The following is a 15216-nucleotide window of genomic DNA, read 5'->3' as shown; positions in this document are numbered from 1 at the left end:
AGGCTCCCAGATCGGGCGCAGCCCCGAGAAACGGAGAGCCGACGTCGACTCCTGCATCGATCAGATCGCTCCCGGGAGCGAGGTGCAGGAAGGTCATTTCAGGCAACGCTCCCTCGGGAGAGCGGGGCGCCCTGAACTGCTCCGAGTGCAGACTCAACTAATCCGAGCGAACGCTACCCCTTCCGATTCGCACCGCTGAGGGAATAGTACCCGCGCGGGACGGAGGTAGGACGCACGAACTTGCGAGGAGCGACCGATGTGGCGAAGCGTGATCCGAATCGGCGCCGCGGTCGCCCTGTTCGCCGTGGTGCATAGCGTACTGGCGAGCCGGCCCGTCAAACAGGCAGCCGCGAGAACGTTCGGCGAGCGTAACCGGAACGGGCTCTATCGTCCGTTCTACATCGGTCAGTCGCTCGTGACGTTCGCGCTGCTCGTTGATTACATTCGACGTCAACCGAACGTCGAACTCTATCGCGTTCGCGGACCGCTGGCGTACGCGATGCTTCTAGGACAACTGACGGCGCTGCTCTGCCTCGTCGCGGCGGCACGCCAGATCGGCATCCTCCGCATCACGGGCGCTCAGAACCTACTGGTCTGGAGTCGCGGCGAGCGACCCGAGCCCGAACCCGAGGCTCAAGGCCCGGCGCTGGATGCCGATGGCCTGTCGCGTCCTCCGGGCCCGTTCGCCTGGAGCCGGCATCCATTGAACCTGGCGTTCATTCCGATCTTCTGGCTCTGGCCGCGGATGACGACGAACCTAGCGGCGTTCAACGCCGCGGCGACGCTTTATCTGGTCGCCGGCTCCGTGCATGAAGAGGTCCGCCTGCGAGCGGCTTACGGTCGAACGTACCTGGCGTACGAACGAAGCGGCGTGCCGTTCTTCCTTCCGCGGATTCCTTCGTCGCTCAGCGATCCGCCGACCTGCGCCGCTTCGGAAGCCGATCAGCCAGGGCTTCCCGGGGAATCGACAGCAGTTCGACCGCGATATCGGCCACCATCGCCCGGCCCTTCGTCAGCCACGCCCCGGCGAACGCCCAGATCGCGATCCACTCCATCCAGAACAGAAAGCGATAGTCGTTGAGCGCGGCCTTCCAAGCGCCGGGCAGCAGCACGAGATAGGTCCCCATCGCCAGCATGCTGAGCATGATGACGATGCCGCTCGCGCGGTAGATGAAGAGGCGTTCCCAGGGATGCGGTTCATGCTCGCTATGTTTCTTCGTCGATCGCGGGAAGTGATACAGCGAATAGACCGCCAGGGTCAGGAAGAAGGCCCCGCCGCTGAGCGAGTGAAGATACCCGACGAGCGATTTCTGAAGCAGCGGATCGCTGTTCGCGTCGAGAGGAAACAGGGCGACGCCCAGCGCGGCGACGCAGCCGAAGCGGGCCGATAAGGTTTCGATCCGATCGGCGCCCCGATAGCAGAACAGGAACCCGCCGATCGCGCACATCGCGCCGACGAAGATGTTGCGCAGGCCCGTGTGGTAGTAGCTGCTGATGTTGTCCTGGATCTCGATGCCGATCAGCCAGCCGATCGGACCGAGCGCCACAGGCAGGGCCGCGCCGATCAGCCCGATCGCCCGACGGATGCCGAAGTAGGAAAGAACGAGCGCATTCGTATTGTCGGGCAGGTCTGGAATCATGCGCGTCTTCGGGTCTCGGCCAGAACCTCGAATCGTCTGGTCGGCGGACGATTCACCTCGTCGAGTCGTCGTCGACTGAACCAATCGGTAGGTCAGTTGACGACGCCGTCACGACGTTCTCGATTCTAGGCGGCTTGCCGACCTCCATGCCGGCGTCATGACGAAGCGGCGTCGTGTAGAGGTACAGGCAGATATCGCTGCGCCCGTCGACCGGAATTTCCACGATCTTGTCGGGCACGACCTGATCGATCCAGAACTCGTGCATGACGATGCGGGAGCCGGGCGCCATCCGTTCGAACTGCGGGACGAGCTTGTTCACCATCCAGGGAAGCAGGTACATCAGACAGACGTCGGCCTGGCTGAGGTCGACGGTGAAGACGTCCTGCTCCACGATCGAGACGAGGTCGCCCACGCCGTGCGCTTCGGCGTTGCGGGTCGCTTCTTCGACCAGCTTCGGATCGATGTCGTACCCGACGCCGCGACAGCCGCTCTTCATCGCGGCGGTAATCACGATCCGCCCGTCTCCGCAGCCGAGGTCGTAAGCCACATCCTCCTCCGTGAGCGAGGCGAGCTCGACCATCTCGTCGACCACGCGGTCAGGCGACGTGATGAACGGCGCGTTGCGGAGTTCCCGTTCGCCGGGGGCGAAGCTCGTCGGAATCGCGGCCGATCGAAGCAACTGGTATCGCGTCGTGAGTCCTGCCGCGAGCACGGCGCCGGCGCCGAGGATCAGGAAGAGCGCACGTCGGGAGAGGCGGCGCGGCGCCGAAGGCGAATCGTTCACGGAGCGGCTGCCGGGGAGAGTTTTCGACGAAGCGAGATCGCTACGACAGCGAGTAGAGCGACTTCTGCCGCGATCTGCACGGGCAGCGCTTCGTCGTTCCGCAGAAATCCATGGATCCACGGGGCGGGATCTGCGGAATCGTTCTCTCCGAACGCCAGCGTCGCAAACCGACCTCAGCAGGGCGGTCGACGGGGAGGTCGAAGTCCGACAGCGGACGCTCCCCGCCGAGGAGCATCGGCGACAATGGGAGCGGGCGGCCCCCGGTCAGGGAAAGGCCGCCCGCCTGCTGCCGCAGACCTGGAAAGCAGCGGCAGCAGTTTCCTTTTTTTTGCCCCCAGGAGCGTCCCCGGTCGCAGTCGAGGTTACAGGTTGGAGCCGCCCTGGACTTCGCCGCCGTTGCGGGTGCCCGCGGCGCGCCATAGTTGCAGATCGACGGTCTTGGCCACGTACCGTACGGAGCCGTCCATCAGGACGCAGTTCACTCCGCCGCCGCTGTGGTAACTGCGGGCGGTGATCGCGGCGTAGGTGATCTCCGTCACGCCGGGGCCTTCCTTCTGGCTATTGAAATCGATGTCGTGGTTGATGTTCCCCACGACCTTGATGACCTTCGTGTTGGGCGTGAAGGTCGTCGTGATGCCCGAGTGATGGACGCCGCCGTCGCACCACTCGGTGTGGCCCGTGCAACTGTTGGTATCAGGCCCGTACTTGTTATCGCCGGAGAGCGCCGCGATCACGGCGGGATCGGTGGGAGGCGTCGCGCCGGGACCGGCAGTGTTGCGAACGTACGGCGTGAAGGCCTTCGCCTCGCTCGCGGCGAGCGTGTTCGACAGTCCGTCCGTGAACGAAGCCGGCGACAGCTTGCTATTGGGGTAGAAGGCGCCGTCCCCGCCCTGACGGTTCGTCGGGTTGTAGACGAACCAGGTCCCGAAGTTGAAGCCGTAATTCTGCGGATGCGTGAAGTCCGCCCCGTTCTTGGTGCGCATCACGCTGTTGGCTTCGCTGGGACATTGATAGATCTCCACTCGCATGGTGGGGACGCCCGTCGCGAGCTGCGCGTCCCACGCGACCGACAGGTCGACGCGATCGAAGGCGTTCCCCTGCTCCACGTAGGGCAGGATCCGCCCATGGATCGACCATGAGGCGTTGTTGCCCGTCGAGACGGCGCCGGGGGCGATGCAATAGCTCGGCGGAAAGTAACGCAGGCCCGACTGGTAGTTATGCAGCGCGAGCCCGATCTGCTTCATGTTGTTGCCGCAACTCATGCGGTTCGCCGCTTCGCGTGCGGCCTGCACCGCCGGAAGCAGCAGAGCGACGAGCACGCCGATGATGGCGATCACGACCAGCAATTCGACCAGCGTGAAACCTCGGCGGCTACGCGAAACAACAGACATCGACTATCCCTTCGATCGTCAGGCAGGAAAGAGCGGGCAAGTTCCGGCCACCTTAAGCATGTCTCGTTCCAACCAGCGTTCGTGAGCGAAGCGTCGCGTTTCCGCCGGATTCCGCGGCGCTTGACGCATTGGGCGGAAGAGCGCGGCAGCGTGCGAATGTCGATTTGTTCGACGCGTGTCGGATTTTTCGACGTCGCGAGGTCAGTAGGCAAGGACGACGAAACGCGCCTACCGCGCCGGCGAATGTCGCGATATCATTAACGAGCGTTGATGCTTATCGCTTATTTGGTAATTGCAATGGTTCGCAGGCTCATCTCCAGTCTGCTGCTCCTGATTCCCGCGGCCGCGCTGGCCGGGTTGTTCGCCGCGTTCACCGACGCGGGGAAGCTGTTCAGCGCCGGTCCGGTCGAGCCGCTCGCGAGCCAGGTCGAAGCGCAGATGGCGGCTCGCACCCGACGGCATAACGAGCGGAACGAGCAGACCCTGCGACACGCGGAAACCACGATCGCCGAGTTCTGCGACGGTTTTCCGGTCGAAGTGTCGGAGGTCTACGCCGACGACACGGCGAGCGTCGCCTGCGGCGAACGGAGGCTCGTCGTCGCGATCGGCATCCATCGCCGTCCGGAAGACCCTTCGTACCGCCCGCTCGAATGGCCCGAGCCGGGGCAGCTCTGGCAGATCGAAGCGACAGTTCGCGGTCCCGCCATCATGCGGAAGGCGGCGAAGTTTCCTGTCGGAGAAGCGGAATTCTGAGGCGGATCGGCAGCGGCGAGCCGCGGAGGCGACTCCCCGGTCGCGGAGATCCGCCTACGCTCCTGAAGACCGTTTCCTCCGTTCGCCTTCGACGAACCGCATGAGACCGCTGCGAGTCTGGGAAGTGGCGCTCGCCTACTTCATTCTGGTCTTCGGCGCGGGAATTCTGATCGGCACGGTCCGCGTGCTCGCCTTGGATCCCGCGCTCGGGGAGCGGAACGCGGAACTGGCCGAAGCGCCGTTCCTGCTGGCGATCATTCTCCTCTCGGCCTGGATCGCCTCCGGCGCCTGCGCGGAGTGCGACCTGCGATCGTTCGTCGGCATATCGGCTGCAGCCACCGTGCTGCTGCTGCTGGCCGACCTGAGCGTCGGCATGCGCTTTAGCGGCCTCACGCCCGCCGAGATCTTTCTGGGCCGGGACCCTGTTTCAGCCGCGCTCTACTACGGACTGCTGGCGACCTACGCCGTCGCGCCGGTTCTCTTCGCGGCGTTTCGTCGGAGAATTCGTCCGCGCGATACCGCTGCGTAGGAACGCCCTCGCAGTTCCTACTCCTGCTTCGATTCGTCGCCGCCGATCGCGAGGATCTTGGTGGGGGCGCCGCTCGTATCGAGCTTCGCGAGGACTTCGAGATCGGCGAGCGAGAGGAGCCAGATCTCCCCCTCCCCGGGATTGGCGATGAACGCGTAGCGACCCGCGTCGTCGAACGCCACGGCATGATGACCGTAGTGACCTGACACCTGACTGGCGCCGACCTCCAGCGTTTTGATCGCGCGGGCGTCCGAGGGATCGCGATCGCCGTCGGGATCGAGATCGATCACCGTCAGCGTCTCCTGCGCTTCGCCCTCCGCGCGATTCTGAAAGACGAAGGCGTAGCGCTTGCCTTGCTCGGTGACGACCGACTCCGGCGTGACGAGGGAGAGTCCGTCCGTCGTCGGGAGGGAGAGCTTGACGACGGCGGGCGCTTCAGCCGCAGCGTCGATCACGCACAGGACGGAGTTCTTGCCGCGCCCGGTCGTGAACAGGGTCCAGTTCTCCAGGTTCGCGAAGGCGCCGGTGCGCAGCGGGCGCTTCGTCTCGGGGTCCGTTCCGAGGGAGAGATGTCGCGTCTGGACCTGCTCCGCGTTCTTCGCCAGACCTTCGTCGGCGTCGATCCAGGAGATGCCGTCGGACGGCGCGAAGAAAACCTTCCCGCTGTTCGTCGTCGCACCGTGCAGCCCGCCGTTCGGGAGAAAGAAGGAGTACGCGATCGATCGGTCGAACGGCTGGCTCAGATCGGTGACGTCGACGCGGCCCTTGCGGGGACCGTCGCCGGGGATCCACGTGCTGTAGACGACTTTGTCGGCGACGGCGGCGAGGGTGATATGCCCGCCCCCGCCGCGATGGAACGTTCCGCGGTACTCGGCAGGGCTCTTCGCGAGAAGCGCGGGGTCGAGCCGCGTGAAGCCGTTCAAGGCATCGTTCGCGAGGTAGAAGACCCCGTCGTAAACGTAGAGGTGAGCCGGGTTGCCCTGGGAGTCATTGAGCGACTTCCCGATCGTCCGGGGAGCCTCTTCGTAGCGCCAGCCAGTCGCGCCGCGTTCGACGCCGAGGTCGACGGACGCCCAGCCGCTTTCGAATCCGCCGCCCGCATCGTCGCGAACGCCGACGAGGACCGTCCGTCCGACCCGGTCCATCTGCACGAGTTGCTGACGCTTGGCGTCCAGCTTCGGAAAGTCGCTGACCGATCCGCCCTTGCGAAGTCGAAGCGCTTCTCCCTCACGAACGAGTTCGCCCCACTGAAGCGTCTTCGTGTCGTAGTCCTGCCAGACGAGCCTCGCGAGTCGCGCGGAGGTCAGGTCGGACTCCTGCGCGGCTGCGACGCCGGAACCGATGAGTAGAAAGGTAGTCGCAAGCAGCGACATGGGCGAACGGAGGCAGATCATGGCAACTTCGAACGTGGATAGAGCAAGCGAGCAGAAAGAAAACGGTTTCAGCGCCGCCACGGCTTCTGGCGATCAAGGTCCGGGAAACCGCGGTCCGGCTCCCTCTCCCGAGGCCAGGAACTTGCCGTCCCGGTCGGTCTCGACCCAGGTCCAGCCGTCGCTGTCGGACCAGGCCTGGATCCAGTAGAAACGGACGCGATCTCCCGACGCCGACTCGTACGCGACGAGCGTCCCGCTCACGTCCGGACTCTCGGCCAACTCCTTCCGATCGCGGAAGAGTCGCTTCAGTCGCGAATCGCCCGACAGGTCGCGCGGCACGCGACTCCAGTCGTTCCCGTCGACCTGGATCGACGCCGGCGTTCGCGCCGCGACGTCCGTGGGCGGTTCGACCGGCTGACGGCACCCGAAGAGGAGAGCGATCGTTCCGAGAATCAGCAGGCTTGGAAGTCGAAATCGCATCTTCAACGAAGGCAAGGCGGAAGCTGGCAAGCTGACTTGGGACGAACGACTCATGGGGCGTGTGCCTGACTCACCAGGCGCATGCCCGGTTCAACGCGCGCCGATCGCGTAGAGCCGCGTCCCGGTGCGGACGTAGAACGCCTCTTCCGAAGCGGCGACTCCGTAGACGATCGGATCGGCGCTTCCGGCGGAACGCTCGCGACCGCTCGCGCCGGGAGCCGCGTCGCCGGACGGTTCAACGCCGGCCGGTTCGACGTACTCGCGGTAGGTCTCCGGCTGAGGAGCATCCGCAGGGTCCCAGAGACGGTTCTCCGCGAGCAACTCGAACGCTTCGCCGCTGCGAACGACGGCGACGCTGCCGTCGCGCTGAAAGAATAAGACGCGATCGTCGCAGGCGACCGGCGTGCACCAGCAGGGGCTGCCGATCCGTTCGACGTACCGCGTCTCGCCGGTCGCGGCGTCGGTGCATTGCAGGACGCCCTGCTTCGAGAGGTAGTAGACGTGCCCGTCGTGGACGAGCGGACTGGCGTAATGCGCGAGCGCCCGTTCGGAACTCCACACGACTTCGGCACGGAAGGCCACGCCGTCGCGTTGGATGCGGAGGCAGCAGTTCGACTTTCGGACCTTTTCCGCGGAGGAACGCTCGGACAGGTCGGCGCCGACGAAGACGAGACCTTCCTCGATCGTCGGCGAAGGAATCGCGTTGCCGTCCAGGCCGTCGACCGACCACAGCTTCTCGCCGGTCGCCGGATCGTAACCCTCGACCGCCCCGCTGGCGCTGACCACGAGCTGATCGATTCCCGCGATGCGTCCGACGACGGGCGTGGTCCAGGATGAACCCGAAGGGCGATCGACCTTCCAGCGGTTCTCGCCCGTGCGCTTGTCGATCGCCAGCAGGTAAGAAGCGCCGCGACGCTGCACGTTGAGGTAGAGCGTCTCGCCGGACAGGGCGGGCGACGAGCCGAGTCCATGCACCGTGTCGAGTTCGCCGTAATCCTTGACGAGCGAACGCTGCCAGAGCGTCTCCCCGTCATGCGAGAGCGCGAGGAAGTCGCCGCTTTCGAAGAAGGCATAGACGGCGAATTCGTCGACGGCAGGCGTCGGCGCCGCTCGGGCCACGCTGTACTTCGACGGTGCCGGGAAGCTGGTCGCGAACTGGCGCTGAAAAAGCGCTTCGCCTGTCTCAGGATCGACGGCCAGGAGCAGGTTCGTTTCCTTCTGAGGACCCTCGACCGCCGTCAGGTAGAGACGATCCTCGAAGAGGACGGGGCTCGACTGGCCATAGCCCGGCAGCTCGCGCTGCCACCGGATGGTCTGGTCGTTCCACTGGCTCGGCACGTCGGACGTCGCAATCGACGACGAACCCCCGGCACGAAACGACGACCAGCCGGCGTCTGCGGATCGGGACGAAGCGGAACCAGCCTCGAGCGCCGAAGGATCGGCGCAGGCTACGCATGCGGCGATGGCGAATACGAACATGTCGAACCCCGAACAGCGATAGAAGGGAAGAGCGTCGCCCGACGTTAGAACTGCCCCAGCGGCTGACCGTCGGCGATCGAGAAGAGGCGCCGCCAGGTGTCGAGATCGACGGTCTCGGCGACGAAGCGGACGCTGCCGTCGGCGAGGCCGATCTGCACGCCGCCCGGATGATTGCTGCGCGCGGCCAGGATGCCGTCGCCGTGGAACTGCACGTCGGGCGTCCGGCTGTTCGGAGGCAGATGGCCGTTCACGGTGCAGTTGTATCCGACGCCGTAGAGCCAGCTCTGCGCCCGCGTCCCCCGGAAGCTGCTTCCGGCGCCGGCGACCAGCGTGGCGGCGTCTACCGTGCCGGCCGATCCGCCGCTGTAAACCTGCATCTGTCGCTGGTAGTCGATCAGCGTCGTACTGTCCTGCCGCAATCCCAGCAGGGTCTCGGCGATCATCAGCGTGTTGCTGGTTCCGTCGGTGATCGACGCGAACTTCCGCCTGGCCTCGTTGTAGAACAGGCCGTCGGTCTTGTTCCGCGCGGCGTAGTTGAGCCCCAGACCGGAGCCGACGTTGACCGGATAGTTACCGCCCGCCATCAGCTCGGTACCTTTGTAGCTGAGCGGATCGTTCCCGTCGGAAGGGCAGAGGAAGACCTCCAGCGGCGTCGCCGCGACCCGCTCGTAGACCGGGTTCAGCGTCGGACTCCACGCCTGTCCGAGCATCAGCGGCTGCGAGTAGTCGATCAGGTCCTCGAGCCCCTTCTGTTCGAGGTACGGAAGAACCTTCGACTGCGGCGAGTACTGAAAATTCGACGTCGACGTCGCCCACGGGAACATCCGGTGCGACGACTCGTAGTTGTGCATCCCCAGGACGATCTGCTTCACGTTGTTGGAGCAGGACATCCGGTTCGCCGCCTCGCGTGCTGCCTGCACGGCCGGCAACAGCAGCGCGACCAGCACGCCGATGATCGCGATAACGACAAGCAACTCCACCAACGTGAATCCCCGGGCTCGCATGGTCTCGTCTCCGCCTGAATTGACCGTCATGCAATCGATTTGCAGATTCTGTCGAACGTGCAATCGATTTGCAATAGGCCTTTTCGGCGAATCGTTTCCAGCGATCGGCGTCCCGCGTCGGGCGATGAAAGAGCGAAGCTGCGCGCAACGGAAACGTCGCGCGCGGGGAGACCGCGCTCCGTCAGCGTCGAAGCGCCGAACCGATGGTTCAGGGGCGAGCCGATCGGCTTAAGCGAGCCGTCGCTGTCGCGCCGGGGTCCGGGAGATCGCTGCCGCGACCTCGGACCCGTCGATCGGCACGCGAATCACGGCGTCGCAACCGCGAGCGATCCCCTGGTTTCGGACTTCCCGATCCGTCTTCCGGGTAAGACCCAGGATCGAGGCGACGATCCCGCCTTCGCGCAGGCGTCGCGTCATTTCCGCCTGACCGGGCAAGGGGAGGTCTAGATCGAAAACGACCGCGTCGTACTCCCCAGATCGTCGGCGGAGGTGATCGAAGGCCGACTGCCAACAGCACTCTAGGTTGACCGACGCTCCAGCCTCCTGAAGCGCGAGCGCGTTGCGACGGTGGAGGTCGAAAGCTTCTTCGACCAGTAGAACGCGCATTCCAGCGAGCGACGGCGAAGACGGAAGCTCTCGCTCCGTCCGCGCGCTGATGTTCCAGAACCACATGAATCGCTGCCCCGATTGCGTGGTGTCGGATATTGGGCCGTCGCAGGAATGATCCCCGCGATGCGGCGTCGAACCATACCATTCGATTCGTACCGTATCGGATTTGGCGAGGCCATTTTTTCACGAAGGCGAGGGCAGACGGCGGGCCAGCGAAACGATCGCCCCTGCGAGCCGCGCAGGGGAGAATTTCCGACGTCGCGCTCGGAAGCCTGACCTAGCATTTTTCCTGAGGGTAATCCCGGCAGAAGTAATAAGAGGCGAGACAAGATGCGCGCGGAATACTTCAATCCTTTCATCTCGGCCACGACCGAAGTCTTTCGCACGATGCTGTCGTGCGAGTTGAACCGCGGTCGGCTCGGGTTGAAGCAGAACCGGTCGCCTCAGTTCGAAGTCAGCGGGATGATCGGAATTTCCGGTTCGCTGCACGGGATGGTCGTCGTAAGTCTCGGCCGCGAAACGGCCATATCGGCGACCGAGATTTTGCTCGGGACGCGTCCTGAGGGACTTAATAGCGACGTCACCGACTGCGTAGGCGAAATCGCCAACATGATCGCCGGCGCCGCGAAGACCCGACTGCAGGAATCGGATCTTTCGATCAGCCTGCCGACCGTCGTTTGCGGCAAGAATCATCTGGTGAGCTTTCCGTCGCAGTCGACGCCGATCACGCTCCCGTTCGATTCGGACCTCGGCCCCATCTGCGTCGAGATCGGCCTGGCTCCCTCGCTCGTCCCCTGCTGAGCGGCGAGCTAGAGGCACAACTCTTCGGCTCATCGGTTCCCCGGGGGGCCGCGATCGCTATGCAATCGGGGTCGCCGAAGGCGACGAGAGAGAAGACCCGACGATGAAGAAAACGTTGCGGACAAGACCTCACGTCCGAGCGTACTCCTCCTGCGGCTGACGCCGCCCCGATTGCAGAGCAGTCGGGGCCACCCGGATCGCCTGTCTCGCTCGCATTGAACGCAGTTCGAGGCTTTCGCTCGCTGAGCGAACGTCTCCGGCTGCTGCCCCTCAAGGGCGCCGCTCATCCCCGGGATTTCGTCCGCTGCGACGCGCTTCGCGGGTCCGATATCGACGCTTCGAGCATCCGCTGCGGGATGCGGTGCAGCGGAAGGACGCAGACGGCTGCCCCCAGGTCGATTGCATGCTTGGGCATGCCGAAGACGACGCTCGTGGCTTCGTCCTGCGCGATCGTATAGCAGCCCTGATTGCGCAGGGTCAGCATCCCTTGCGCTCCGTCGTTCCCCATCCCGGTCAGCAGCACGCCGACCGTTCGCGAACGGAACTCGCGGGCACACGAATGGAACAGCACGTCGACGGACGGGCGGAACCGATTGACTCTCGGCCCCGGTCGCAGCTTCACGACGTTGACGCCGCCGAGCCGCTTGACCTCCATCTGCAGACCGCCCGGGGCGAGCAGGGCCGTGCCGGGTTTGATGACGTCACCGTCCGCCGCTTCGCGCACGTGAATGTTACAGACCCGGTCGAGCGTCTCGGCGAAGCTCTTGGTATAGCCAGGCGGCATGTGCTGCACCGCGACGATCGGCGGCGAATCGGCAGGGAGCGCCGAGAGAACTCGCTTCAGCGCGTCCGTTCCGCCCGTCGACGCCCCGATGGCGATGATCGACCGCTGCGTCGCGGCCCGTTCGGCCAGACTGGTCGAAGCGATCAGTTCGCAACTCGACCGCTCGATCTTTTTCGGCGGCCGACCCGCCGCCGTTCGCTGCGCATGCGAAAGCGTCGAAGTAAGCAGCTTCGCTTTCTCGGCGGATAGCTTCGCCGGCATGCGCTGTACCAGCGCGCTGCCGGTGGCGGTGAAGAAGCGCAGCCGGAGCGCTCGATCGCGATCCAGACACTGAGCGACGATGGGGATGCGTCGGGCTTCGAGATCGCTCCGCACGAACGCGGCGTTCCGATCCCCGACCGTATCGCCGGCGGCGCCCAGGGAGAGCGTCGCGCAACCTCCGAAGACCTTGGCGACCAGCCGTCGCGGATCGGCGCCCTCGCGCTCCATCGCCTCGATCAGAAGCGACATGGCGTCCGTCCCGTAGCGCGCGGTCGGCGGATCGCCGAGGGCGCCGGGAAGCAGAAAATGATTCATCCCGCCGACGCGGGCCGTCGCGTCGAACAGGCAGGCGGAGACGCACGATCCGAGGACCGTGCGCAGCTCCGTCGGACTCCGGGAAGCGAAGTATTCGCCGGCGACGACGTAACGAAGAGGCGGGCTCGCAGGGCTCACGTCCGCGACTCCGTTCGGCGATAGATCGTCGCGCCGAGGGGAGCGTAACCGCTCTCCTTCCAGCAGACGTTCTCGGAATGCCCGAGGAACAGGTAGCCCTCCGGCATTAGCGCCGGACGCAGCCCGTCGAGCGTCCGCTGCTGCGTCTCGCGATCGAAGTAGATCAGAACGTTGCGCAGAAAGATCGCGTCGAACGGACGGCTCGGTTTCAACTGATCATGGACCAGATTGAAGCGTCGGAACGTGACGAGCGACCGGACTTCCGGCTTGATGCGGCAGACGCCTGCCGAGGCGCCCGTGCCGCGGAGCAGATAGCGCCGCTTCTGGTCGAGCGAGAGCTCTTCGACTTCGTCGAGCGTATAGACGCCGCGCTCGGCATGCGCGAGCACGTCGGTATCGATGTCGGTCGCCAGGATCTTGATCTCGACAGGCGGCTGTCCCGCGAGTGCGTCGAGCAGCGTCATCGCGATCGTGTAGGGCTCGTGACCGCGCGAGCTGGCGGCGCACCAGATCCTCCAGGGCCGCCGATCGCCTTGCGCGATTCGTGCGGCGACGAGGTCGGAGAGGAAGTCGAAGTGGTGGCGCTCGCGAAAGAAGTCGGTCTTGTTCGTGGTGATGCAGTTGATCATCGTCTGCATCTCTCCGCCGGCGCCGGTCTGCGACATGAGCAGGCGGTAGTAGTCGCGATATTCCGGCAGCGAGAGGGCCCGTAACCGCTTCGCCAGGCGACACTGCACCAGCGACCGCTTGGCGTTACTGAGCGAGATGCCGGTCTTTTCGTAGACCAGTTCGCGGATCAGGCGGAATTCTTCGTCCGTGATCGGTCGATCGCCGCGGACGGTCGGAGAAGGCGCGAGCGACGTCATCGAAAATTCACCGTGGAAGTAGGCGGCTTGCGGGTGCGAATGCCGCGAACCGTTTCGAATCGAAAGGAAGAAAGAGGGGCGGGCGATCCTGCCCCCGATACGCCCGCCCCTGTCGCCAAGTTCTGATCGCCGGGCTGGCGATCAGAACTCTTCGAACGTTCCGCCCACGCCGGAGCCGACGAGCTCGCCTTCTTCGGCGTCCTGCCACGCGTCGTGGTAGCGACCGTTCCCGTTGACCTGGCCGTTCGTCGAACCGTTGACCTTGGGCTTCGGCTTCTTCCTCGACTTGCCCGACGACGGAGCCGGCTTGCTGGCGGCGCGGACCGGAGTCCGTTCGATCTTCGTCGGGGTCGACCGCTGCGACTCCTTCTCGAGCGTGAACCGACGGACCAGATCCTTCAGATTCTCCGCCTGTCCGGCGAGGCCTTCGGCGGTGCTGGAAAGCTCTTCGGTCTGGCTGGCGTTCGACTGCGTGACCTGGTCCATCTGCGAGACGGCCTTGTTGACCTGCTCGATGCCGGTCGCCTGCTCGCGCGAGGCCGACGAGATCTGCGCCACGATGTCGGTCACCCGCTTCACGCTGCCGATGATCTCGTCGAGCGCCTGGCCCGACTGGTTGACCAGGTCGGACCCGGCTTCGATCTTGCGGACGCTGTCCTGGATCAGACCCTTGATCTCCTTGGCCGCTCCGGCGCTGCGCTGAGCGAGGTTACGAACCTCGCCGGCGACGACCGCGAAGCCGCGACCCTGTTCGCCGGCCCGGGCCGCTTCGACCGCGGCGTTGAGCGCCAGCAGGTTGGTCTGGAAGGCGATCTCGTCGATCGTGGTGATGATGTCGGCGATCTTCTTGGACGCGGCGTTGATCTCCTTCATGCCGGCGACCGCGTTGCCGACGACGGCTCCGCCCTTTTCGGCGACGGCTCGCGAGCCGCTGGAAAGCTGGTTCGCCTGGCCGGCGTTCTCGGCGTTCTGACGGATGGTCGAGGTGATCTCTTCCAGGCTGGAGGCGGTTTCTTCGAGGCTGGACGCCTGCTCCTGAGCGCCGCTGGAGATCTCTTCCGAAGAGCTGGCGAGCTGCTGCGACGACGAGGCGAGCGACTCGGCGACGCTCCGGACGTCGATCAGCGCTTCGCGGATCCTGGCGACCGCGTCGTTGAGGGCGCCGGCCATTTCGCCCATCTCGTCCTTCGTGTCGATCTTCAGCTCCGCCGTGAAGTCGCCCGCCGCGACCTGGCGCAGCACGTCGACCGCCTGACGCAGCGGATTCGAGACGATCCGGGCGATGAAGAAGCCGATGCCGATGGCGATCACGACGCCGACGCCGATGACGCCGACGAGCGTGGCGAAGGCGGTCGCGTACGTCTGATTCGCTTCGTCGAAGGTCTGGCGACCGCGCGCGACCTTGTCGTCGCTCAAGCCGGTGAAGGCGGCGATCATCTTCACGGCGACGGGGCCTCCGTCGTTCAGAGTCTTCCGGGCGCCCTCGTCGTCGCCCTTAAGCGTTTGATCGAAGGCGACGTCGATCACGCTCCGCCATTCCGGAAAGTTCGCCCGGATGTCGGCCATGCACTTATGGGAGACGTCCGTGGTGAGCGTCTTCTCCGTTTCGTCGAGCTGCGTCAGCAGGTTCTCGATTTCGGCGGTCGCGATCTTCCGCTGGGCCTGCTTTCCTTCCATCTCGGGCGTGATGACGGCCTGTCGCACCGCGCGGCAGCTCATCGCGAGGGAGATGTTCGCGTTTTTGACCGCGGTGATGCCGAGCGTCTCCTGCTCGTACAGGTCGCTGACCATGTCCCGCATCTGTCCGAGCTTCAGCGTCCCGACGACGCCGACGGCGATCATCAGGACACAGACGGCGGAGAAGCCGAGCAACAATTTCTTGAGAGTCTTGAGGTTATAGAACCACTGCATCGCAATCTGCCCCTGAGGTGGGACGCGTCTACCGACGCGCCAAGTTGTGGATGGAGTCAGGACGTCTCGATCGTTCGAGGTCCGGCGGGATCGGGTTC

The 15216-nt window shown here is 65.0% G+C and carries 14 protein-coding genes and 1 pseudogene; 4 read left to right on the top strand and 11 right to left on the bottom strand.

Features of this window, described 5'->3' with window-relative positions:
- Positions 1-256 precede the first annotated feature (256 nt).
- Positions 257-706, top strand: a pseudogene (locus SH602x_RS05995) (NnrU family protein); the annotation flags it as partial.
- Between the two features lie 199 nt (positions 707-905).
- On the opposite strand, the gene SH602x_RS05990 reads toward SH602x_RS05995, so the two are convergent.
- The 3 genes from SH602x_RS05990 to SH602x_RS05980 all read right to left on the bottom strand — a co-directional run bounded on the left by SH602x_RS05990 (position 906) and on the right by SH602x_RS05980 (position 3815).
- Positions 906-1640, bottom strand: a complete 735-nt coding sequence (locus tag SH602x_RS05990) for a hypothetical protein (protein WP_479475921.1) — start codon at positions 1638-1640, stop codon at positions 906-908.
- A 52-nt stretch (positions 1641-1692) separates the two neighbouring features.
- A complete protein-coding gene (locus tag SH602x_RS05985) occupies positions 1693-2424 on the bottom strand; it encodes an SAM-dependent methyltransferase (RefSeq protein WP_479475920.1) in 732 nt (243 codons plus the stop codon).
- Between the two features lie 362 nt (positions 2425-2786).
- Positions 2787-3815, bottom strand: coding sequence for a DUF1559 family PulG-like putative transporter (locus tag SH602x_RS05980; protein ID WP_479475919.1), 1029 nt, complete (start codon positions 3813-3815; stop codon positions 2787-2789).
- A 270-nt stretch (positions 3816-4085) separates the two neighbouring features.
- On the opposite strand from SH602x_RS05980, the gene SH602x_RS05975 reads away from it, so the two are divergent.
- On the top strand, positions 4086-4568 hold the full coding sequence (locus tag SH602x_RS05975; protein ID WP_479475918.1) for a hypothetical protein: 483 nt from the start codon (positions 4086-4088) through the stop codon (positions 4566-4568).
- Between the two features lie 100 nt (positions 4569-4668).
- Positions 4669-5097: a hypothetical protein gene (locus SH602x_RS05970; RefSeq protein WP_479475917.1), complete on the top strand. Its 429-nt coding sequence runs from the start codon at positions 4669-4671 to the stop codon at positions 5095-5097.
- Between the two features lie 17 nt (positions 5098-5114).
- On the opposite strand, the gene SH602x_RS05965 is transcribed toward SH602x_RS05970, so the two are convergent.
- The 5 genes from SH602x_RS05965 to SH602x_RS05945 all read right to left on the bottom strand — a co-directional run bounded on the left by SH602x_RS05965 (position 5115) and on the right by SH602x_RS05945 (position 10039).
- Positions 5115-6470: a YncE family protein gene (locus SH602x_RS05965; RefSeq protein ID WP_479475916.1), complete on the bottom strand. Its 1356-nt coding sequence runs from the start codon at positions 6468-6470 to the stop codon at positions 5115-5117.
- Between the two features lie 93 nt (positions 6471-6563).
- On the bottom strand, positions 6564-6950 hold the full coding sequence (locus SH602x_RS05960; RefSeq protein WP_479475915.1) for a hypothetical protein: 387 nt from the start codon (positions 6948-6950) through the stop codon (positions 6564-6566).
- Between the two features lie 90 nt (positions 6951-7040).
- Positions 7041-8288: an outer membrane protein assembly factor BamB family protein gene (locus SH602x_RS05955; RefSeq protein ID WP_479475914.1), complete on the bottom strand. Its 1248-nt coding sequence runs from the start codon at positions 8286-8288 to the stop codon at positions 7041-7043.
- 185 nt (positions 8289-8473) lie between these two features.
- Positions 8474-9463: a DUF1559 family PulG-like putative transporter gene (locus SH602x_RS05950; RefSeq protein ID WP_479475913.1), complete on the bottom strand. Its 990-nt coding sequence runs from the start codon at positions 9461-9463 to the stop codon at positions 8474-8476.
- Between the two features lie 198 nt (positions 9464-9661).
- On the bottom strand, positions 9662-10039 hold the full coding sequence (locus SH602x_RS05945) for a hypothetical protein (RefSeq protein ID WP_479475912.1): 378 nt from the start codon (positions 10037-10039) through the stop codon (positions 9662-9664).
- Between the two features lie 333 nt (positions 10040-10372).
- On the opposite strand from SH602x_RS05945, the gene SH602x_RS05940 reads away from it, so the two are divergent.
- Positions 10373-10843 carry a chemotaxis protein CheX gene (locus tag SH602x_RS05940; protein ID WP_479475911.1) on the top strand — a complete coding sequence of 157 codons (471 nt, stop codon included), beginning with the start codon at positions 10373-10375 and terminating at the stop codon, positions 10841-10843.
- Between the two features lie 283 nt (positions 10844-11126).
- Here SH602x_RS05940 and SH602x_RS05935 read toward each other — a convergent pair whose 3' ends face one another.
- From SH602x_RS05935 to SH602x_RS05925, 3 genes are all read right to left on the bottom strand, one after another.
- Entirely contained in the window at positions 11127-12341 is a 1215-nt protein-coding gene (locus tag SH602x_RS05935; RefSeq protein WP_479475910.1) for a chemotaxis protein CheB, read from the bottom strand.
- Positions 12338-13207: a CheR family methyltransferase gene (locus tag SH602x_RS05930; RefSeq protein WP_479475909.1), complete on the bottom strand. Its 870-nt coding sequence runs from the start codon at positions 13205-13207 to the stop codon at positions 12338-12340. The genes SH602x_RS05935 and SH602x_RS05930 overlap by 4 nt, the downstream gene beginning before the upstream one ends.
- A gap of 141 nt (positions 13208-13348) precedes the next feature.
- Entirely contained in the window at positions 13349-15118 is a 1770-nt protein-coding gene (locus SH602x_RS05925; RefSeq protein WP_479475908.1) for a methyl-accepting chemotaxis protein, read from the bottom strand.
- Between the last annotated feature and the right edge of the window lie 98 nt (positions 15119-15216).

The sequence above is a fragment of the Lignipirellula cremea genome (assembly GCF_056501455.1).
The sequence above is the reverse complement of the archived record's forward strand: the minus strand, read 5'-3'. Positions and strand labels throughout refer to the sequence as shown.